Origin of the sequence: Rhodococcus sp. Chr-9 (assembly GCF_000801125.1) — a bacterium.
Classification (GTDB): Bacteria; Actinomycetota; Actinomycetes; order Mycobacteriales; family Mycobacteriaceae; genus Rhodococcus; species Rhodococcus pyridinivorans.
In genome coordinates, this window is record NZ_JTIZ01000043.1 from 236163 (window position 1) to 255840 (window position 19678).

Genomic DNA, 19678 nt, shown 5'->3' on the forward strand with positions numbered 1-19678 from the left:
AGGTGGCCATGGAATCGCGGAAGCCGGAGTCCGTGCCGGATCAGCCCAGTCTGGTCCGGCCCTACTCCCTGACTTCGGGACGTACGAGTCCTGCGGTCGAACTGGCGTTGGAGGCGCTCATCCAGGCCATTCCGGGAACCGACGATCGGTCCCGGGATCTGGACAACATCAATGCCACGATCCTGGAGCTGTGCAAGGAATCACCCTCCGTCGCGGAGATCGCCGCGCGCGTGGGGGTGCCGATCGGCGTGGCACGCGTGCTCGTCGCCGATCTCGTCGAAGCCGGACACGTACAGATCCTGGCCACGCTGAAAGACGATTCGAGCGACGCGGAGCGTCGTGAGCTGATTGAAAGGGTCCTCAGTGGACTTCGCGAACTCTAACGCCACGAAGCGCGTGACCTCGACCAAGATCGTGATCGCCGGAGGCTTCGGCGTCGGTAAGACGACTCTGGTCGGGACGGTGTCGGAAATCGTGCCGCTTCGTACCGAGGCGCTCGTGACGAACGCCAGCGACGGCGTCGACAACCTCTCTGCGACACCGCAGAAGGCGACCACCACGGTCGCCATGGACTTCGGTCGTATCAGTCTGGCCGACGACCTCGTCCTCTACCTGTTCGGCACGCCCGGACAGCACCGCTTCTGGTTCATGTGGGACGACCTGATCCGCGGCGCCATCGGGGCGATTGTGCTGATCGATACGCGTCGCCTGGATGAGAGCTTCGCCGCCGTCGACTTCTTCGAGGCGCGCAATCTCCCGTTCATCGTCGCCATCAACGAATTCGACGATGCTCCCCGGTACCCGCTCGAGGACATCCGTCAGGCGATGGCGATCTCGGCGGATGTGCCGATCGTGTCGATCGATGCGCGAGCACGTGAGTCGGCGAAGCAGGCCCTGGTCACCGTCACCGAATACGCTCTGCGGAAGCTGCACCAGCCGGTGACCCAGTAATGGGGGAGGGCCTCGAACTCTTCACGATGGGCTCGTGGGTCACGGTCCTTGCCTATCTGACCTCGGCGATCGGGGTGTTCATCGGGGTCACCGGTGCTCGACGGGTCCGTACCACCTCCAGCGACCGATTGCGTTCGTACTGGATGATTCTCGCTGCCCTGGTGAGCGGTGGCGTCGGTGTCTGGCTCGCTATGTTCCTTCCGATGGCGGGCTTCAACGTCGAGGACAGTGTGGTGCGGTTCGACACCGTCACCATCGTGTTCTCGATGCTCGTCGCGCTGGTGTCGGTGTACGTGGCGCTGCTCGTCGCGATCCCGGACAACGCTCCCGCCACCCTCGCCCGGACGGTCACGGGTGCTCTCGTGCTGGGCGCCGGCCTTGCGGGCGCGCCGTTCTCGGTCCTCGCAGCGGTGCGGATCCAGGGATCGCTGACCTTCGATCCGCTCTGGGTCGCCGCAGCGGTGGGGCTGGCGATCGCGACGGCCGTGGGCTTCCTGGCCCAGGTGAAGACGGCGGACACGTGGCCCAAGCGCCTGCTGAGCAGCGCGTTGGCCGGCGTCGCCGTGATCGCGGTGCACTTCCTCGCCGCCGCGTCGGTCCGTGTGGAGATCGACCCCGCCGTGGTGGTTTCCGGTGGGATCGAGGTCTTCTCCATTCTCTTCCCGCTCTTCGTCGTAGGCCTGTTGCTGCTGGCCGTTCCGATCGTCCTGGTGCTCCAGGCCCCGGATCGTCTTGCGGCGGAACTGGAAGAGGAATCCGAGCGGTGGGCGGCCGACGGCCCGGTAGATCCCGTCGACGGTCGGACCTTCTGAATATCGTCCGAACATGTTGTAAGTCAATATATCTGGTTGAAATCCCGGAAGTGGAGTAGTCTTCTGTGCAGCGTCGGGGGTCGCTGTCGGTCTACTCGGCACGACACGGATCGATGTGCCGTGCGTGCCGCTTCCTGGGGGGCAACATGTCGCACGAGGTTCACCATTTTTCCATGGGCGGTTGGCTTTTCGCACTCGCCTACATCACGTCCGCAGTGGGGTGCTATGCCGGTCTGTCCTGCGCGCGCAAGGCTGCGAACGCATGGACGTCGGTCGCCCGGACCCGATGGACACTCATGGCAGCCCTGTCCATCGGGGGCGTCGGAATCTGGTTGATGCACTTCATCGGGATGATGGGCTTCGACGTACCCGGTTCCGCGATCCGCTACGACCTCGGACTGACGCTGCTGTCGGTCGCGCTCGCCGTGACGGCCACGCTGGTCGGATTGCGGATCCTCGACACCGACGTGCAGTGGATCCGTGGGTTGCCGTCGGATGTCCGGCTTCTCGTCGGCGGCGTGATCATGGGCTTCGCGGTCGCCGGCATGCACTACAGCGGCATGGCCGCGGTGCGGATCCAGGGCGAACTCGAGCAGGGACGGTCGTACGTCGCGGCGTCCGTCGCGATCGGTGTCGTCGCGTCGATCGTCGCGTTGTGGCTGTCGCGGGTCGCGGAACGGCCGGCCGTGCGGATCCCGGCCGCCGCCGTCATGGGATGCGCCGTGGTGGCACTGCACTACACGGGCATGGCCGGGATCGCGGTGACCGTCGATCCGTCCGCTCCGAATCCGGAGGGGATGACCATCATGACCCTGCTGTTCCCTGGATTCATCATCGGTGTCGCGCTGCTCGCGGTGCCGGTCGTAGCTCTGATGGCATCGGCGAGCACACAGGACCTCGAGCAGGAGCGGGAGATGGCGATCTGGCTCGGTGGGGACGGCCCCGAGACGGTCTCCCGTCCTTACGGGCGACATGTGAAACGGTGATGTGATGTGAACACCCACAGCGCGATAAGCTCGCTTACGCTGCTGGAAAGTCGGGGTGCAGCCCGCATCGGGTAGGTCGTGGCGCGTGCCCTCCGAGCGCGGTGGTGACAGCGCGCCGCTGTGAGGACCTCACGTGTCGCACGACGTACACCACTTCTCCATGGGGATGTGGGTTTTCCTCCTCTCCTACGCCACCGCTGTGATGGGCTCCTTCGTCGGATTGTCCTGTGTCCGGCGGTCGCTCGAAGAGCCGCGGCGCAGCGGCAACTGGTGGCTCCTCATGGCATCGTTGTCCATCGGCGGCGTGGGCATCTGGCTCATGCATTTCATCGGCATGATGGGCTTCTCCGTGCCGGGTACGACCATCCGATACGAACTGGCACCGACCGTCTTCTCTGTCGTGCTCGCCGTCGTCGCGACCCTCGTGGGTCTGCGGATCGCCGACGTGCACGACGTCAGCAAGCACCGCATTCCCGAATCGGTGCGGTTGCTCATCGGCGGTCTGCTCATGGGCGCCGCCGTCAGCATGATGCACTACAGCGGCATGTACGCCATCCGCATCCGGGGCGCGATCGAACACGAGACGGGGTACGTGATCGCCTCGGTGATCATCGGTGTCGTCGCCTCCACGGCCGCGCTCGCACTGGCCCGCCGCACGCGTCGTCTCGAGATCCGCGTCGTCGCGGCCTTCGTCATGGGATGCGCGGTCGTGGCGCTGCACTACACCGGCATGGCCGGCGTGCGGGTCACCCTCGATCCGAGCATGCCCGCGCCCGAAGGCATGACCGTGATGTCGCTGCTGTTCCCTGCGTTCGTCCTCGGCATCATCGTCCTGGCCGTGCCGATCACCGCGCTGCTGCTCGCCTCCGACCCGGAGGACGCCGTGCGCGACGCCCGGCTCGGGCAGTGGGCGTCGGAGGCGGAACGGCAGGTGGACCGCGACCCGGTCACCGGATCCCACATGTGAGAACTCGGTTCCGGACAGATCTCGGGCTGTGAAGTGCCTGTCCTTCTCGGCATCGGCTGACCTGCACCTATAGACTCGTGTGGTTGCGAGACGTCCGTCGGGCCGAAGGCCGGAGCCGGGCGTGCGAGCCGAGTAGAAGAAGGAGCTCATGACCGACACCACGTTGCCTCCGGAGGGGCCGGGGCACGACCGCATCGAGCCCGTCGACATCCAGCAGGAGATGCAGAGCAGTTACATCGATTATGCGATGAGCGTGATCGTGGGCCGTGCTCTGCCCGACGTGCGTGACGGTCTCAAACCGGTGCACCGTCGCGTGCTCTATGCGATGTTCGACAACGGCTTCCGTCCCGACCGCGGGTACGTGAAGTCGGCGCGCGCGGTCGCCGAGACCATGGGCAACTACCACCCGCACGGCGACGCGTCGATCTACGACACGCTCGTGCGTCTGGCGCAGCCGTGGTCGATGCGCTATCCACTCGTCGACGGCCAGGGCAACTTCGGTTCCCGCGGCAACGACGGCGCCGCCGCCATGCGGTACACCGAGTGCCGGCTCACGCCGCTCGCGATGGAGATGCTGCGGGAGATCGACCACGAGACGGTCGATTTCCAGCCGAACTACGACGGCCGCACGCAGGAACCGACGGTTCTCCCCAGCCGTATCCCCAACCTGTTGATCAACGGTTCGGGCGGTATCGCGGTCGGTATGGCCACCAACATCCCGCCGCACAATCTCGGGGAGGTTGCGGAGGCCATCTACTGGGCGCTCGACAACTTCGAGGCCGACGAGGAGACCACCCTCGCCGCGGTCATGGAGCGGATCAAGGGACCGGACTTCCCGACCGCCGGCCTGATCACGGGCACGCAGGGCATCCACGATGCCTACACGACCGGTCGCGGATCGGTGAAGATGCGCGGCGTCGTGGAGATCGAAGAGGACTCCAAGGGCCGCACCAGCATCGTCATCACCGAGCTGCCGTACATGGTCAACCCGGACAACCTCATCACGTCGATCGCCGAACAGGTCCGCGACGGCAAGATCGCGGGCATCTCCGACATCCACGACGAGTCGTCCGACCGCGTGGGCATGCGCATCGTCGTCACTGTCCGCCGCGACGCGGTGGCCAAGGTGGTTCTCAACAACCTCTACAAGCACACGCAGCTGCAGACGAGTTTCGGCTGCAACATGCTGTCGATCGTCGACGGGGTGCCGCGCACGCTGCGCCTCGACCAGATGATCCGGTTGTACGTCGACCACCAGATCGAGGTCATCGTCCGGCGTACGCGGTACCTGCTGCGCAAGGCCGAGGAACGCGCCCACATTTTGCGCGGCCTGGTCAAGGCCCTCGACGCGCTCGACGAGGTCATCGCGCTCATCCGCGCGTCGCAGACCGTCGACATCGCGCGCGCCGGCCTGATCGATCTGCTCACGGTCGACGAGATCCAGGCCGACGCCATCCTGGCGATGCAGCTGCGTCGCCTGGCTGCTCTCGAGCGTCAGAAGATCGTCGACGACCTCGCCGAGATCGAGCGCGAGATCGAGGACTACAAGGACATCCTGGCCCGTCCGGAGCGGCAGCGCGCCATCGTCCGCGACGAGCTGAAGGAGATCGTCGACAAGTACGGCGACGAGCGCCGCACGCGGCTTGTCGCGGCCGACGGCGATGTCAACGACGAGGACCTCATCGCACGTGAGGACGTCGTCGTCACCATCACCGAGACCGGTTACGCCAAGCGCACGCGCACCGACCTGTACCGCTCGCAGAAGCGCGGCGGCAAGGGCGTCAAGGGCGCCGAGCTCAAGCAGGACGACATCGTCAAGCACTTCTTCGTGACGTCCACGCACGACTGGCTGCTGTTCTTCACGACGAAGGGCCGCGTCTACCGCGCGAAGGCGTACGAGCTGCCCGAGGCGAATCGCACGGCGCGTGGTCAGCACGTCGCGAACCTCCTGGCCTTCCAGCCCGACGAGCGCATCCAGGGCGTCATCCGCCTCAAAACCTACGAGGATGCGCCGTACCTGGTGCTCGCGACCCGCAACGGCCTGGTCAAGAAGTCGCGCCTGTCGGACTTCGACTCCAACCGTTCGGGCGGCATCGTCGCGATCAACCTGCGCGGCGACGACGAGCTCGTCGGCGCGGTGTTGTGCTCCGCCGAGGACGATCTGCTGCTCGTCTCGCAGCAGGGCCAGTCGATCCGTTTCTCGGCCACCGACGAGGCGCTGCGTCCGATGGGCCGCGCGACCTCCGGTGTGCAGGGCATGCGGTTCAACGGCGAGGACAAGCTGCTCTCGCTCAACGTCGTCAAGGAGGGCACGTACCTGCTGGTCGCGACCTCGGGTGGTTACGCCAAGCGCACCCCGATGGAGGACTACCCGGTCCAAGGTCGCGGCGGTAAGGGTGTTCTGACCATCCAGTACGACCGCAAGCGTGGCAACCTGGTCGGGGCGCGCATCGTCGAGGACGACGACGAGTTGTACGCCATCACCTCGAGCGGCGGTGTCATCCGCACTGCGGCGAAGCAGGTGCGCAAGGCAGGCCGTCAGACCAAGGGCGTGCGGCTCATGAACCTGGCCGAGGGCGATACATTGCTCGCGATCGCGCGCAACGCCGACGAGCCGGACGAAGCCGACGCAGCCGGAGCTAAGGAGTCGTAAGTGAGCACTCCCCAGGGACCGAACGGGGCCGATCGCGGGCAAACCGGTCGGAAGCCGGAGGACCGTACAGAGAACGAGGTGAAGCCCGAGAACAAGGGCACGCAGCAGGGCCCGGCCTCGGAGCAGAAACCGGCGCCGGAGAACCGGCCGTCGCAGTCGTCACCGGCCCAGCCTTCGCAGGCTCCTGGGGCACCGGCGGAGGGTTCGTCCGCTCCCGCAGCGGGAGCAGCGGACCCGGCACCCGTGCAGGGTCCGGCCGACCAGCAGCCGGCAGCAGGCCGGAAGGCCGCCGAGCCGACGGCGAAGGCGGCGCAGGACACGCCTGCTCAGGGCGGCTCCCAGAAGTCCGGTGGTGCCTCATCGGACGGTAAGAACGGATCGGCTGCGGCCGATCAGCCGGCCACAGGTCAGCAACGCACCGCCCAGATGCCCCGCTCCGGCGGCCCGACCCCTCCCTGGCAGCGGGGAGCGGCGTCGGCGCAGTCGGGCTCCCCGCAGAACGCTCCGCAGACGAACGTTCCGGGTGTGGGTCAGGGTCTGTCCAAGCAGGGTGGAGCGCCTCAGCGCCCCGCTGGGGCCTCGGCCAAGGGCTCTGCGGCCGGAGGCCCGGAGCCGTCGACGCGTCCCGTCGTGACCGGCACAGCGGCTCCCAATGCCGCCGGAGGAGCTAGCCCGGCCGGGGGCGGAGACGCCGCGCGCGGGACGCGCGACCGGGCGGCTGCAGCGAAGGCGAAGTCCGCGGTAATCGACGGCCCGACACGGCACATCGAACGCAAGGATCTCGCCAAGGACCTGCCGGATCTGTCCGCAGTGAAGCATCCGTCGACCGGTTCGCCGAGCACGGGGGAGACCCCGCAGGTGAGCGCCCCCGCCACCACCGCGGTGCCCACGGCGATCCCCGCCGCCGGACCGCTGCGGGCCACCGTGCAGATCCGCCGTATCGACCCCTGGTCGATGCTGAAGATCTCGTCGGTGATCTCGGTGTCGTTGTTCTTCGTGTGGATGATCGCGGTCGGCCTACTCTACGGCGTGCTGGCCGGCATGGGGGTATGGGAACGCCTCAACAGTGCGTTCACCGACATCGTCTCCGACGCCGGTAGCGGTGCGCTCGTCTCGGCCGGCCAGGTGTTCGGCTACGCGACGATCATCGGCATCGCCAACACGGTGTTGCTGACGGCTCTCGCGACCCTCGGTGCGTTCATCTACAACCTCTGCACCGATCTCGTAGGCGGCGTTCAGGCCACCCTCGCGGACCCGGATTGACCCGCCGGAACGCTGCCCCGCCGAGGCGATTTGTTTCCGGCGACCCCGGTGGGGNCCATCTCGGTTCGAGGGCCTATAGCTCAGGCGGTTAGAGCGCTTCGCTGATAACGAAGAGGTCGGAGGTTCAAGTCCTCCTAGGCCCACTCCCGTGCCGAAAGGATGATCGGAATGAGGGTTCTCGCGCTCGTGGGAACCGGGATTCTGATCGTTCTCGGAATCGCTCGCATGCTTCGGAGCGAAGACGAATGGCACGCGGTTCCCAGTCGCTGACGCGGCGGACGGGGCCTTAGCTCAGTTGGTAGAGCGCTGCCTTTGCAAGGCAGATGTCAGGAGTTCGAATCTCCTAGGCTCCACAATCACATGAATGCAGGTAAAGGGCGCTTCCGATCTTTCGGAAGCGCCCTTTCTCTGTTGCTGCCTCGGCCCGTCTGCCCACATTCCACACTCGAAGGGTGACGCCTCGCCTCTCTCCGCGACTCGCCGAGATCGTCGCGGCGCTGCCGCTGGAGCCGCACCTACGTGTGCTGGATCAGGGTCGGTGCACTCGACGGTCGGCACCCGAAGCCGGCAGGGTTGCTCTGGAGCGGATCGCGGCGGCGACACGGCCGGATGCGCGCCTGTTCGTCGACGGTGGTGACCCGCTCCGGGAGCTTGTCACCCCGAGGTGATCGTGAACGGTCCCGGATCGACGGTCCGTTTCACGTGAAACATCAGGAGAGCGCGGTGGTGAGAACCCTGCGGATCGAGGAGCGCACCTCGTCGAGTTTGCGGCCGGATTCGATCAATTCCGTTCCCTTGTGCACAAGCGCGGTGACGAGCTCGGCATCGAGTTCGGGATCCGCGACTCCGAGGACCCGCAGCGACTCGACGAGGGGGAGGACGAGGTCCTGATGCATGGCGTGCATGCTCTCGTCACTGAACGCCTGAGGGGTGAAAGCGGCGAGAGCACCGACGATCGCGTGCTCTCCCTCGGCGACCAGCTGCAGATTGACGTCGATGTACGTCAGCACCCGCTCCGTCGGATCGGACACCTTCTCCATCGCCTCGACCACGCGCGTGTTCCAGCGCGGGAACATGTCGACGACGACCGCGTGCAGCAGGTCGTCGCGCGAATCGAAGTAGTTGTAGACGCTCGACCGGGCCAGACCCGCACGACGCGCCACGTCGCCGAGCGAGGGTGCCTGTTCCGGTTTCTCGGCGAGGAGTTCGAGCGCCGCGTCGAGGAGGGCACGGCGCTGCGCTGCGCGGTGCTCCGCGACCGTCGCTGCGGAAATTTTCGGCACCGCCGGCCCTCCTCGTTCGGCTGTCGACCGTTCAGTCGTGTGGTCGAAGTCTTCCGTCGACCATTTCGAGCACGCGGTCGCAGTGCCGCAGGATTTCGTGGTCGTGGGTGACCATGATCGTAGCCACTCCACTGGTGTGGGTTTCCCGTGCCAGCAGTTCGACGACCTCGTGGCTGCGTTTCCGATCGAGGGCGGCGGTGGGTTCGTCGACGAGCAACAACGACGGTTCGGCCATCAGGGCCCGCGCGATGCCGACACGTTGACGCTCACCGCCCGAGAGCTGCCCGGGTCGCCGCTGGGCGCGGTGCTCCATACCCACCGAGGCGAGCAGCTCGTCAGGGTTCCGTCCGGGGCGTCCGGCGATCTTCTCGACGAGGAGCAGTTGATCGCGTGCGGTCAGGGCGGGGAGGAGATTGCCGGACTGGAATACGAACCCGACCCGCTCTCGGCGCAGCTTCGCGGTCGCCCGCGGGTCGAGTGCGGTCACCTCGATACCGTCGACACTCACGGTGCCGGAAGTGGGTCGGCCGAGGCCACCGGCGACCGCCAGCAGACTCGATTTGCCGGCACCGGACGGCCCGACGACGGCGACCAGTTCACCCGGCTCGACGCCCAGGTCGACGTGATCGAGGGCGTGGACCGTGCTGTCGCCGTCGCCGAAGGACAGGCAGACGTCGGACAGTGCGAGGCCGGTGGAGGTGGTGACGGTCATCTGTTCTCTCCCAGGGCAGCGAGCGGATCGACACGGACGATGCGGACCACGGCGAGGGCGGCGCCGAGCAGGCCGAGGACGACGAGCAGAACGGCACCTCGAGCGACGGGGCCGGATTCGAGGACGAAAGGCATGCCGCTGCCCTCGAGGCCCGACCCGAGTCCGAGACCGACGAGCACACCGAAGGCGACCGAGCCGACGAGCACGATCACGGCCTGCAGGAGGGCGTCGCGCAGGAGGAATCCGGTGGAGGCGCCCATGGCGCGGAGGACGGCGATCTCACGGCTGCGCTGCACGGTCCAGATCGTGAAGAACGCTCCTACGACGAGGGCTGAGATCGCGTAGAGGAAGGCGGTGATCATCGACATCGTCATCATCTCGGCGCTGTAGCCGGGGGAGGAATCGAACGATTCCTCCAGGGTCTTCGCTGTCGTACCGGCTGCTGCGTCACCCGCGGTGAGATCGGGCAGTGCTCCGTCCACACCCTCGATCGCGACCACACTGGCTTCGGTGTACGCGCTCGGAGGGACCTGTTCACCGAGCCGGACACCGGCGTGGATCTCCTGCCAGGTGCTCAGGGGAAGGTAGGCGACGTCGACGTGACCGAAGGTGCGCTTGTCGGAGGTGAACCCGACGACGTCCAACCGGGTACCGAGACGATCGACGACGATCGTGTCGCCGAGTTCGACGCCGGTGGCGCGGGCGCTGTCGCTGAGGACGACATCGGTGTCACCACCGAGCGGTGCCCCCTCGGAGACCGAGGGTTCGAGGAACGAGCCCGGCCGGATGCCGAAGAGTGTGAGGTCCACGGGGACCCCGCTCTCGGTTTTCGCGTTGACGATGGTGTTGCCGAACAGTTCGGCGCGAGCGACGTCCGGGCGGGCACGCCAGGTGTCGGCCTGGTCTTCCGTGACCACGGATCGGGAGAATGCGGAGTCGGCCTTGGTTCCTTCGGCGAAGGCGAATGCCTGCACCGGTGTGCGCTGCAGTGCGGAGACGCCGTCGACGACGAGACCGGACGACAGACCGGACAGGATCACCATGAGGATCGAGATGAGCGCGACGACGGCGCCCATCAACAGGAAGCGGGTGCGCGCGAACCATAGTTCGCGCATGGCAAGAAACATGTGGAGTCCTTCGTGGGCTGGACCGGGTATGTGCCCAATCTTCTCGACGGCACGTCGATATCTTACCGACGCTCTGTCGTTATATTCGGTGATAGTTACTACATGGGGTAGTAATCGCAGGTGAGGGAAGTATTCTGACTTCATGGCCGAGGTGAACACCGTGATGCGCATGCGCGCGGTCTTCGTGAGCGGAATCTCGGCCGCACTGAGCATCGCCGCGCACGCCTTCGCCGGCGGAGCGATTCCCCACCAGGACGCCCTGGTGTTCCTCCTCGGGCTTGCCTTCGCTGTCGGAGTCCTCACCGGCGAAACCAGGCTTCCGGTGCCGCTCGTCCTCGTCCTCGGGCAGGTCGCCGGCCACCTCGTGCTGGGACTCCACGACGGTCACCTGCACACACCGGGATCCGGAATGATGTCCGCCCACGCGGTTGCCGTCCTCCTCGCCGCAGTATTGGTACGGGGTGCCGAGAAGGGCTGCGAAGCAGCACTCGCAGCGCTGCGCCGGATCGTTCCCGAGACGTACCGCACGCTGCCCGTGGCCGTCGCCGAACCTGTCCCGACGATCCACCGCCCCGATATCGGTCCCGGCGTACTACTCGTCGGCGGAACCGGCAGCCGCGCACCTCCCGTTGTTCTCCGCTAGGTCAACCTTCTCGGTCGCCGCCGCCGGCGACCGCTCGTTCCGTGTGCCCGCAGAGGCACCGACACTTACGGAGAATCATGAAGAAGACCATGTTCGGCACTGCGATCGCCGCAACGGCCCTGCTCGCCGCCGCCTGCGGTTCCGACACCGGCACCACCGACTCGGCCGAGGCCGTCGTCGTGTCCGAAGCCTGGGTCAAGGCATCCGACACCGGGATGACCGGTGCCTTCGCCGAGATCGAGAACACCGGCAGCAGTGACGTGCACATCGTCGGCGCGTCCAGTCCTGCATCCGCCACCACGGAACTGCACGAGATGGTGTCGTCCGGCGGCGCCTCGATGGTGATGCAGGAGATGGGGGACGGGCTCGTCATCCCCGCGGACACCGTGCACAGCCTCGCGCCCGGCGGCGACCACCTCATGCTCATGGACCTCGTGGAGCCTCTGCGACCCGGGAGCACGGTGACCTTCACACTCGAGTTCGCGGACGGATCGACCGAGGAGTTCACGGCCCAGGTCCGCGACTTCGCCGGGGCACAGGAGGAGTACGTGCCGTCCCACGACGGGGCAGCCCACGATGGCTAGGTTCACTCGACGCACCCTGCTCGGGGGCGGTGTCGCCGCGCTGGGTGCAGCAGGACTCGGCGCGGTCGGAGGTGGGACGGCGGTCGCGTCCCGCATCTCCGAACCGATCGGCGCGCGGACCGTGGAGATCCACGGCACCCATCAGGCCGGTATCGACACCCCCGCGCAGTCCTTCGCGTCGTTCGTGGCATTGGACCTCGCCGAGGGTGTCGATCGTGACGGGCTCGTCGGGATCATGCGGGTGTGGGCCGAGGATTCGCGGCGACTCACCACCGGGACGCCGGCGCTGGGCGACACCGAACCCGAACTCGCCGTCGACCCGGCCCGGCTGACGGTCACGGTCGGCTACGGTCCCGCGGTCTTCGACGCCGCGGGCCTGACCGACCGACGACCCGCGTGGCTGAAGCCGCTGCCGGCCTTCCCGATCGACCGGCTCGAGGAACGATGGTCCGGCGGCGACCTGCTGTTGCAGGTCTGCGCCGACGACCCGGTGACCGTCTCGCACGCGGTCCGCACACTCACCAGGAGTGTGCGATCGGTGGCGACGGTCCGCTGGATCCAGCGAGGGTTCCGGCGTGCGGCCGGCACGCGACCCGACGGGACGACCATGCGCAACCTCATGGGGCAGGTAGACGGCACCGTCAATCCCGCGCCGCACAGCCCGGACTTCGACCGGCAGGTGTGGAATCCGGGTGACCCGCCGTGGATGGCCGGTGGCACCTCGCTCGTGTTACGCCGGATCCGCATGGAACTCGACACCTGGGACGAGCTGGACCGTCCCGCTCGGGAACTCGCCGTCGGCCGGCGACTGTCGAACGGTGCTCCGCTGACGGGTTCGGAGGAACACGACGACGCCGACTTCGAGGCCACCGACCGGTTCGGTATCCCGGTGATCCCGCCGGAATCGCACGTCGCGCGGGCACGTCCCCGCACCGGCGACGAGCAGTTCCTGCGACGGGGTTACAACTACGACGACCAGGACGGCGCCGGATTGCTGTTCGCCACCTACCAGGTGGACGTGGACCGTCAGTTCGTCCCGGTGCAGCAGCGCCTCGCCGAGCACGACGCGCTGAATCCGTGGATCACGCCGATCGGGTCGGCGGTCTTTCTCGTCCCTCCGGGATTCGGTCCGAAGGGGTATCCCGGCGACACCTTGCTGGGTGACTGAGACAAGACCGCGACGTATGTGGAATCGAGGTCTAGCCTCGAGGGTGTGACCGAGATTACACAGATGCGTCAGGGTTTCGCGTCGCTGCGGGAAGGCGGCCTGAACTGGGACGCCTTCCCGCTCCGGCTCTTCGCGAAGGGCAACGCAGCGCACTGGGATCCGATGGACATCGACTTCTCCCACGACGCCGAGGACTGGGCGTCGCTCAACTCGGAACAACGCCGCAGTTCGACCTATCTGGTCGCGTTGTTCGTCGCCGGCGAGGAGGCCGTCACGCAGGACATCCTTCCGTTCCTCCGCGCCATGGAAGCGGAGGGCCGGTTGGGTGACGAGATGTACCTGACCCAGTTCTGCTACGAGGAGGCCAAGCACGTGCAGGTGTTCCGTCGCTGGATGGACACCGTGGGACTGACATCCGACCTGCACCCGTTCGTTGCCGAGAATCCCTACTACCGGCGGCTGTTCTACGAGGAACTGCCGCACAGCCTGCGCGTGCTCGATCGAGATCCGTCCCCGGCCAATCAGGTCCGCGCGAGTGTCACCTACAACCACGTCATCGAGGGCAGTCTCGCGCTGACGGGCTACTACGCGTGGCAGAAGGTGTGCACCAAGTACGGGATCCTGCCGGGCATGCAGGAGATCATCCGGCGGATCGGCTCCGACGAGCGCCGGCACATGGCCTGGGGCACGTTCACCTGCCGACGGCATGTGGCAGCGGACGACTCGAACTGGAACGTCGTGTTGCAGCGGATGGAGGAGTTGCTTCCCCTCGCGACCGGAATGATCCAGTGGCAGAACGAGCAGTTCGACGAACAGCCCTACGGTCTCGACAACGACGAGTTCATCTCCTATGCGGCCGACCGGGCACAGAGACGGCTCGGCGCAATAGAATCCGCGCGCGGACGCCCGCTGGAGGAGATCGATCTCGATTTCGCTCCCGCCGTGCTCGAGGACCGTTTCGGGGACGAGGACGCCGCCGCGCTCGCTGCGGTTCCGGCTCCCGACCGCACCCCGGCGGACTGAGCAGGGTCGATCGGAGACAGGAGATCGATCAGAGCAGCATGCCGGCGAGGATCGCGATCAGCACGAGAACGGCGACCACCCCGATGACGACCGTTCTCGTGTTGCCGGTGTTCTCGTCTGCGGTGCCCGTGGTGAGCACCGGAACGGGTGTGGCCTCCTTCCTCGCGGCTCCGCGGTTCTCGGCGGTGCTCTCGGCCCCGAGACGTCTCTCCTCGAGTTCGCGCAGCCGAGCGAAACCGCCGGTGAGTACGTCGGTTTCGTCGTAGGAAGGTGGAAGTCCGATCCGGGTCTTGTTGGTCTCGCGTGCCGGCGTGAATCCGGCCGCGAGGATCGCGGCGCCGAGCGCCGCCGTCTGTTCCGGGCCCGGCCCGACGAGGCTGCGCACCGTGAGCTTCGTGGCGAGGCTGTTCGCGATCTCCTGGATGTGGGTGCGATCTCGTGCGACGAGACCGTCGCCCATGACGACGACGGCCTCGAGATTGTCCGGTATCCAGCCGAACGATCCGAGGGCCGTGGCGAGTTGGGCTGCCGGGGACGGTGCGCCCTGGGCGGGGGTGCGGTAGGCCTTGCCGGCGGGCACGCCCGAGCGTACGAGGGTGACGGTCGAGCCGCCGTCGTCGAGATGGAAGACCCCCACGAGTTGGCCAGGGGTCTCGGAGATCTCGGAGGCGTACCAGGCGGCGGCCGCCTGCGCGTCGGACACGAGATCCACGTGCCGCAGATTCGCGTAGTCCAGGGCGGCACGCAAGGTCGCGATGGTGTCCGGATCCCAGTGCGACGGGTAGGTGGCGGCGTAGCCGGGGTCGCTGTCCCGGTCCATGCCGCCGAAGGTCGGCAACGGGTGGCACTCCCGCAACAGGCAGTGGATGGCGGTGGCCATCGCGTCCTCGGCGCGGTACATGCGACCGTCGCTCGCGGTGATGCCCGAGGCGTCGCCGACCCGCGTGAGGAAGCCCGCGATCGTGCGTGCTTCGTCCCCGTGCGCCACGCTGCCGAGCGACGTGTTGCCGTCGTGGTCGACGTGCAGGACGGAGTCGCGGGCGAGGACGACAGGGTCGGGAGTGCCGGGTTCGTTGGATGCGATGACCGCCGTGGACACGACTCGCCCGATCCGGAGGCCGACACCGATTGCCATGTCTTCCCTTCCTCGAGAGGCTGCTCGTCCGTCGTGCTGCCGAGGACCCGACTCGCTCCGGGTGCGCCGGACAAATGCACCGCTTCGGGCGCGAAGAACGATTGTGGCAGACAGGGAGGGAAGTGCCGACCTTACTTTCCGGTAAGTACGTGTTACAGTCCGTACCGCCGTGACGAGGGACACACGGTTCCGGTGGATCCAGGTGGAGGAACAACATGGTGGGGCGCGCTCGGAAGTGGATGGCCGCGGCGGTGACGACGACCGTCCTTGCCGGCGGAATTCTCGGAACCGCGGCGACAGCGGGAGCCGAGACGGACTTCTATCTCCCGCCCGACCCACTGCCGACGGGTGCTCCCGGCGACGTCCTGCGCACGGCACCGTCCGATCTGGCATTGCGCGCACCGGTCGCCGACGGCATCTTCCCGGGTCAGGGCACCAAGCTGCTGTACCGCAGCAACGACGCCAAAGGCGTACCCGACGCGGTGAGCGGCACCTACATCGAGCCGTCGACGCCGTGGAACGGTCCCGGCGACCGGCCGCTCGTCGCGCTGGCCGTCGGTACCCACGGTCAGGGTGACCAGTGCGCGCCGTCCCGCAATCTCGGCGCGCTCGTCAACTATAATCCGCCCCTCGACTTCTTCACCGAGTACGAGGTGCTGTCGATCAACGCGCTGCTGCTGCGCGGCATCGCCGTGGTCGTCACCGACTACGACGGTCTCGGTACGCCGGGGCACCACACCTACGTGAACCGCGCCGCCGAAGCCCACGCGGTGCTCGACTCGGTGCGCGCGGCGCTGAAGCTCGAGAACGCGTCGGTGACCGAGAACAGCCCGGTCGGCCTCTTCGGTTACTCGCAGGGCGGCGGTGCGTCGGGCGCTGCGGCCGAGCTCGCACCCGAGTACGCCCCCGAACTGAACCTCGTCGGCGCCTACGTGGGTGCTCCGCCCGCCGACCTCGTGGCCACGTTGAAGCAGATCGACGGCACGCTGCTCACCGGTGCCATCGGGTACACGATCAACGGTCTGGCCGACGCCTACCCGGAGATCCGCGACGAGATCGACGCCGAGATCAGTGATCGCGGCCGCAAGATGCTCGCGGCCGTGGCGAACCAGTGCGTCCCGGAGACGGTGGCGAATTTCGCATTCCAGCGCACCGGCGACTACACCCGCACGGGTGAGCCCCTCGATGTCGTGCTCGACCGCCTGCCCCAGGTCCAGAAGATCCTCGCGGAGCAGCGCATCGGCAACCGCACGCCTGCCGTGCCCGTCCTCCTCCAGCACGGCACGCAGGACGACACGGTCCCCTACGGTCAGGGCCGTCAGCTGGCGCTGGACTGGTGCGATCAGGGCGCGACGGTGCAGTTCCTGCCCAACACGACGCCGCCGATCCTGCCCGGCTTCATCATCAACCATGCGGTGCCCATGATCGGCGGACTGCCCGACTCCGTCGCGTACATCGAAGCGCGACTGCGCGGTGAGCCCGCACCGTCGAACTGTGGAGCCTTCTGACGCTCCTTCGAATCCGCAATCGATCCGGCCCGCACTCCCTTCCGGGGTGCGGGCCGGATTCGTGTGCAGGGTCTACACCGAGTGACGGGTGTCGATGATCCGGCGCGCGACGTTCGTCTCGGTCGACGGGCCCGGTTCCCAGCGGGAGATCCACGGACCGGTGCCCTCGCTCGGATCGAGCACACCGCGCTCGAGCCACTCGTATCTGCCCTCGAGAACGCCGGCCGCGGTGCGACGATCCTCGGCGTCGGTGTTCGTCCACAGGGCGTCGAACAACTTCTCCACGCGCAGCCGCGACTGCTTGCAGAACGCGTCGGCCAGTTCGAAGGCCGCGTCGGCTCCCGGGTGCCCGTCGACGCGTTGCCGTTCGGCGCGCACGCACACGGCGGTCGCGGCGAACAGCTCGGCTCCGATGTCGACGATCCGTCCGAGGAAGTTCTCCCGCTTCTCGAGTCCGGCCTGCCAGCGGGCCATCCCGTAGAAGGTCGAGCGGGCGAGCTTGCGCGAGCTGCGTTCGATGTACCTCAGATGTGTTGCCAGAAAACCGAATTCGTTGTAGGTCCGCGGTAGCTGTCCCTTGCCGGTGACGAGTTTCGGGAGCCATCGGGCGTAGAACCCGCTCGCCCGTACCGCGGCCTGCGCCTTCTCCTTGCCCGTCGAATCGGGGTCGGCGAGTTCGCCGGCTGCGCGCAGGTGGGCGTCGACCGCCTCGCGGGCGACGAGGAGACGCATGATCTCGCTCGACCCCTCGAAGATGCGGTTGATCCGCAGGTCGCGGACGAGTTGCTCTGCGGGAACGGCCCGTTCGCCGCGCGCCGCCAGCGACTCGGCGGTCTCGTAGCCGCGTCCGCCGCGGATCTGCACGAGTTCGTCGGCGATGAGGCATCCCATCTCGCTCGCCCACAACTTCGCCAGTGCCGCCTCGATGCGGATGTCGTTGCGCTGTTCGTCGTTCATCTGGCCCGACAGTTCGACGACGGACTCGAGTGCGTAGGTGGTCGCGGCGATGAACGAGATCTTCGCGGCGACGGCCTCGTGCTCACCGACCGGCTTGCCCCACTGCACCCGCTCCGACGACCATTCGCGGGCGATCTTCAGCGCCCACTTGCCGGCACCCGAGCACATCGCGGGGATGGCGAGGCGACCGGCGTTGAGCGTCGTCAACGCGATCTTCAGCCCGTCGCCCTCACGTCCGATGAGGTTCTCCTTCGGAACCCGCACCTTGTGCAGCCGGGTCACGCCGTTCTCGATGCCGCGCAGGCCCATGAAGGAGTTGCGGCGTTCGACGGTGATGCCGGGTGAATCCGCTTCCACGACGAAGGCGGAGATCCCGCCGCGATGGCCCTCGCTCTTCGGTACGCGGGCCATGACGACGAGCAGTTCGGCGACCACCCCGTTGGTCGTCCACAGCTTGACGCCCTCGAGTTCGTAGGCGCTGCCGTCCTCGACCGGGATGGCGGTGGACGCGAGTCGGGCGGGGTCGGACCCGACGTCGGGCTCGGTGAGCAGGAAAGCCGAGATGGCGCCGCGCGCGCATCGCGGCAGGAAGCGCTGCTTCTGCTCAGGGGTGCCGGCGAGCTTGAGCGGTTCCGGCACACCGATCGACTGATGGGCCGACAGCAGCGCGCCGATGCTGGGATGCACGCAGGCGACGACCGTCAGGGCCCGGTTGTAGGCGACCTGCGACAGCCCGAGGCCGCCGTACTCCTGCGGGATCTTCATGCCGAAGCAGCCGAGTTCGGCCAGCTCGCGGACGTATTCGTCGGGTATCCGCGCGTCGCGTTCGATGCGGCTGCCGTCCATCGAACTGCACGCGGCGCGCAGGCGTGCGAGGAACTCCTCGGTACGGGAGTCCTCGTCGGGTGTCGGTCGCGGGAAGGGGTGGACGAGGTCGAGGGTGAGCCGTCCGAGGAACAGTTCCTTCGCGAAGGACGGCTTGTTCCACTCGGATTCGCGCGCCTGCTCCGCTACTTCACGAGCCTGCCGCTCGGTGACCTGTGGGGTTCGGGCATCGGCGCTCTCTGCCATGACTGCCTCCGGGTCGCGTGCCTACTGGTGAGTATGCACCCGGATGTGCCTCTTATCACAGGTTCGGCCGAGTCGATCATGAAGCAGTCGGATGTGAACTAGATCACTACCGCGGAAGTCGTCGGGGACGTGCGGGTACTCCCGGACGCGCCTACGCTCGAATAGTCACCGACGACGTGCCCCGCCCGTCACTCGCCGATCCCCATCGCGGATCGGAACGGAGGTGGCCATGGAATTCCTGGCCTTCGTCCCCGTCCTGCTCACTTTCCTCGGCGCGCTCTACTTCGCGGCGTGCCTCATCGTCGACCGCGAGATCCGATCGGCGGAACGAGAATTCGGCACCGCGGACGGCGATCAGGCCTCCGAGGTGTCGGTGGACTCGGGGGAGACCGGCGTCGAGGCGGCCTCGTCGGTCGTCGTCGCCGCGGACTCCGCGGGCCGCACGCGCGGCGGTTCCGGAGCGATCGGAGGGTGATCCGGCCGTCGTCGCCGGTAGAACACGACCCCGCCTGCGGCCACGACGGCAACCGCGCCGGCGACGACGAGACCGAACCGCCTGCCCGTGCGCTCCGGACGAGAGGACGACTTCGCGGCACACCGCTCGGCCGCGGCCCGCCGGGCCACCGAGAGCAGTTCGCCCGCGACGTCCAGACCCTTGCGTGCTGCGAACAGTCCGGCCGCACTCGAGCCCTGCGCGAGAGCTACCGCGCCCTCGCCGGCCACGCGGAGAGCACCCGCGAGATTGCCGGATTCGTCGTGGCGTCGCACGAATGCCGGAAGCCACACGTCGTCGGTCTCGGCATGAATCAGCTTGCTCATGCGTCCACTCTTCCAT

Annotated in this window: 19 protein-coding genes and 2 tRNA genes; 15 read left to right on the forward strand and 6 right to left on the reverse strand. The window is 67.3% G+C overall.

Annotation, left to right across the window (positions count from 1 at the left end):
* Window positions 1-8 precede the first annotated feature (8 nt).
* The 10 genes from QR64_RS05630 to QR64_RS27280 all read left to right on the forward strand — a co-directional run bounded on the left by QR64_RS05630 (window position 9) and on the right by QR64_RS27280 (window position 8300).
* Window positions 9-383: a DUF742 domain-containing protein gene (locus QR64_RS05630; protein ID WP_006550918.1), complete on the forward strand. Its 375-nt coding sequence runs from the start codon at window positions 9-11 to the stop codon at window positions 381-383.
* 13 nt (window positions 384-396) lie between these two features.
* A complete protein-coding gene (locus QR64_RS05635) occupies window positions 397-951 on the forward strand; it encodes a GTP-binding protein (RefSeq protein ID WP_024102547.1) in 555 nt (184 codons plus the stop codon).
* Window positions 951-1763, forward strand: coding sequence for an MHYT domain-containing protein (locus QR64_RS05640; protein ID WP_006550920.1), 813 nt, complete (start codon window positions 951-953; stop codon window positions 1761-1763). Before QR64_RS05635 ends, QR64_RS05640 begins: the two co-directional genes overlap by 1 nt.
* Window positions 1764-1909: 146 nt before the next feature.
* A complete protein-coding gene (locus QR64_RS05645; protein ID WP_024102548.1) occupies window positions 1910-2749 on the forward strand; it encodes an MHYT domain-containing protein in 840 nt (279 codons plus the stop codon).
* Between the two features lie 133 nt (window positions 2750-2882).
* Window positions 2883-3716, forward strand: a complete 834-nt coding sequence (locus QR64_RS05650; protein WP_039584437.1) for an MHYT domain-containing protein — start codon at window positions 2883-2885, stop codon at window positions 3714-3716.
* Window positions 3717-3864: 148 nt separating this feature from the next.
* On the forward strand, window positions 3865-6369 hold the full coding sequence (gene gyrA / locus QR64_RS05655; RefSeq protein ID WP_006550923.1) for a DNA gyrase subunit A: 2505 nt from the start codon (window positions 3865-3867) through the stop codon (window positions 6367-6369).
* Complete coding sequence (locus QR64_RS05660; protein WP_039584439.1) at window positions 6370-7632, forward strand: DUF3566 domain-containing protein; 1263 nt, start codon at window positions 6370-6372, stop codon at window positions 7630-7632.
* A gap of 69 nt (window positions 7633-7701) precedes the next feature.
* Window positions 7702-7775 (forward strand) — tRNA-Ile (locus QR64_RS05665).
* Window positions 7776-7912: 137 nt separating this feature from the next.
* Window positions 7913-7985: transfer RNA gene (locus QR64_RS05670), tRNA-Ala, on the forward strand.
* A gap of 99 nt (window positions 7986-8084) precedes the next feature.
* Complete coding sequence (locus QR64_RS27280) at window positions 8085-8300, forward strand: hypothetical protein (RefSeq protein WP_037217364.1); 216 nt, start codon at window positions 8085-8087, stop codon at window positions 8298-8300.
* A 42-nt stretch (window positions 8301-8342) separates the two neighbouring features.
* On the opposite strand, the gene QR64_RS05675 is transcribed toward QR64_RS27280, so the two are convergent.
* From QR64_RS05675 to QR64_RS05685, 3 genes are read right to left on the reverse strand one after another with little or no spacing between them, the layout of a single operon-like run.
* A complete protein-coding gene (locus QR64_RS05675) occupies window positions 8343-8915 on the reverse strand; it encodes a TetR/AcrR family transcriptional regulator (RefSeq protein ID WP_039584440.1) in 573 nt (190 codons plus the stop codon).
* 31 nt (window positions 8916-8946) lie between these two features.
* A complete protein-coding gene (locus tag QR64_RS05680; protein WP_006550926.1) occupies window positions 8947-9627 on the reverse strand; it encodes an ABC transporter ATP-binding protein in 681 nt (226 codons plus the stop codon).
* Window positions 9624-10754 (reverse strand): FtsX-like permease family protein, encoded by a 1131-nt coding sequence (locus QR64_RS05685; protein ID WP_033098092.1) that lies wholly within the window; start codon window positions 10752-10754, stop codon window positions 9624-9626. The genes QR64_RS05680 and QR64_RS05685 overlap by 4 nt, the downstream gene beginning before the upstream one ends.
* 142 nt (window positions 10755-10896) lie before the next feature.
* Between QR64_RS05685 and QR64_RS05690 the strand changes: the two genes are divergently transcribed.
* From QR64_RS05690 to QR64_RS05705, 4 genes are all read left to right on the forward strand, one after another.
* Entirely contained in the window at window positions 10897-11397 is a 501-nt protein-coding gene (locus tag QR64_RS05690) for a hypothetical protein (protein WP_019290459.1), read from the forward strand.
* Window positions 11398-11474: 77 nt separating this feature from the next.
* Window positions 11475-11981, forward strand: coding sequence for a copper chaperone PCu(A)C (locus QR64_RS05695; protein ID WP_024102556.1), 507 nt, complete (start codon window positions 11475-11477; stop codon window positions 11979-11981).
* Window positions 11974-13149, forward strand: a complete 1176-nt coding sequence (locus tag QR64_RS05700) for a Dyp-type peroxidase (RefSeq protein ID WP_039584441.1) — start codon at window positions 11974-11976, stop codon at window positions 13147-13149. The genes QR64_RS05695 and QR64_RS05700 overlap by 8 nt, the downstream gene beginning before the upstream one ends.
* 45 nt (window positions 13150-13194) lie before the next feature.
* Window positions 13195-14172 carry a R2-like ligand-binding oxidase gene (locus QR64_RS05705; protein ID WP_039584443.1) on the forward strand — a complete coding sequence of 326 codons (978 nt, stop codon included), beginning with the start codon at window positions 13195-13197 and terminating at the stop codon, window positions 14170-14172.
* Between the two features lie 28 nt (window positions 14173-14200).
* Here the strand turns inward: QR64_RS05705 and QR64_RS05710 are convergent, their stop codons facing one another.
* The gene (locus QR64_RS05710) at window positions 14201-15307 is read right to left on the reverse strand and encodes a hypothetical protein (protein WP_006550931.1); all 1107 of its coding nucleotides are present in this window, start codon (window positions 15305-15307) and stop codon (window positions 14201-14203) included.
* A 215-nt stretch (window positions 15308-15522) separates the two neighbouring features.
* On the opposite strand from QR64_RS05710, the gene QR64_RS05715 reads away from it, so the two are divergent.
* On the forward strand, window positions 15523-16815 hold the full coding sequence (locus tag QR64_RS05715; RefSeq protein ID WP_039584445.1) for a lipase family protein: 1293 nt from the start codon (window positions 15523-15525) through the stop codon (window positions 16813-16815).
* Window positions 16816-16887: 72 nt separating this feature from the next.
* On the opposite strand, the gene QR64_RS05720 is transcribed toward QR64_RS05715, so the two are convergent.
* Entirely contained in the window at window positions 16888-18843 is a 1956-nt protein-coding gene (locus QR64_RS05720) for an acyl-CoA dehydrogenase family protein (protein WP_039584446.1), read from the reverse strand.
* A 354-nt stretch (window positions 18844-19197) separates the two neighbouring features.
* Complete coding sequence (locus tag QR64_RS25555; protein ID WP_006550934.1) at window positions 19198-19662, reverse strand: hypothetical protein; 465 nt, start codon at window positions 19660-19662, stop codon at window positions 19198-19200.
* Between the last annotated feature and the right edge of the window lie 16 nt (window positions 19663-19678).

Bases quoted from the DNA above. Each gene is read 5' to 3' on its own strand.
- QR64_RS05630 (WP_006550918.1), top strand. From the start codon at position 9: ATGGAATCGCGGAAGCCGGAGTCCGTGCCGGATCAGCCCAGTCTGGTC.
- QR64_RS05640 (WP_006550920.1), top strand. From the start codon at position 951: ATGGGGGAGGGCCTCGAACTCTTCACGATGGGCTCGTGGGTCACGGTC.
- QR64_RS05645 (WP_024102548.1), top strand. From the start codon at position 1,910: ATGTCGCACGAGGTTCACCATTTTTCCATGGGCGGTTGGCTTTTCGCA.
- gyrA (WP_006550923.1), top strand. From the start codon at position 3,865: ATGACCGACACCACGTTGCCTCCGGAGGGGCCGGGGCACGACCGCATC.
- QR64_RS05680 (WP_006550926.1), bottom strand. From the start codon at position 9,627: ATGACCGTCACCACCTCCACCGGCCTCGCACTGTCCGACGTCTGCCTG.
- QR64_RS05685 (WP_033098092.1), bottom strand. From the start codon at position 10,754: ATGTTTCTTGCCATGCGCGAACTATGGTTCGCGCGCACCCGCTTCCTG.
- QR64_RS05690 (WP_019290459.1), top strand. From the start codon at position 10,897: ATGGCCGAGGTGAACACCGTGATGCGCATGCGCGCGGTCTTCGTGAGC.
- QR64_RS05695 (WP_024102556.1), top strand. From the start codon at position 11,475: ATGAAGAAGACCATGTTCGGCACTGCGATCGCCGCAACGGCCCTGCTC.
- QR64_RS05700 (WP_039584441.1), top strand. From the start codon at position 11,974: ATGGCTAGGTTCACTCGACGCACCCTGCTCGGGGGCGGTGTCGCCGCG.
- QR64_RS05710 (WP_006550931.1), bottom strand. From the start codon at position 15,307: ATGGCAATCGGTGTCGGCCTCCGGATCGGGCGAGTCGTGTCCACGGCG.
- QR64_RS05715 (WP_039584445.1), top strand. From the start codon at position 15,523: ATGGTGGGGCGCGCTCGGAAGTGGATGGCCGCGGCGGTGACGACGACC.
- QR64_RS05720 (WP_039584446.1), bottom strand. From the start codon at position 18,843: ATGGCAGAGAGCGCCGATGCCCGAACCCCACAGGTCACCGAGCGGCAG.
- QR64_RS25555 (WP_006550934.1), bottom strand. From the start codon at position 19,662: ATGAGCAAGCTGATTCATGCCGAGACCGACGACGTGTGGCTTCCGGCA.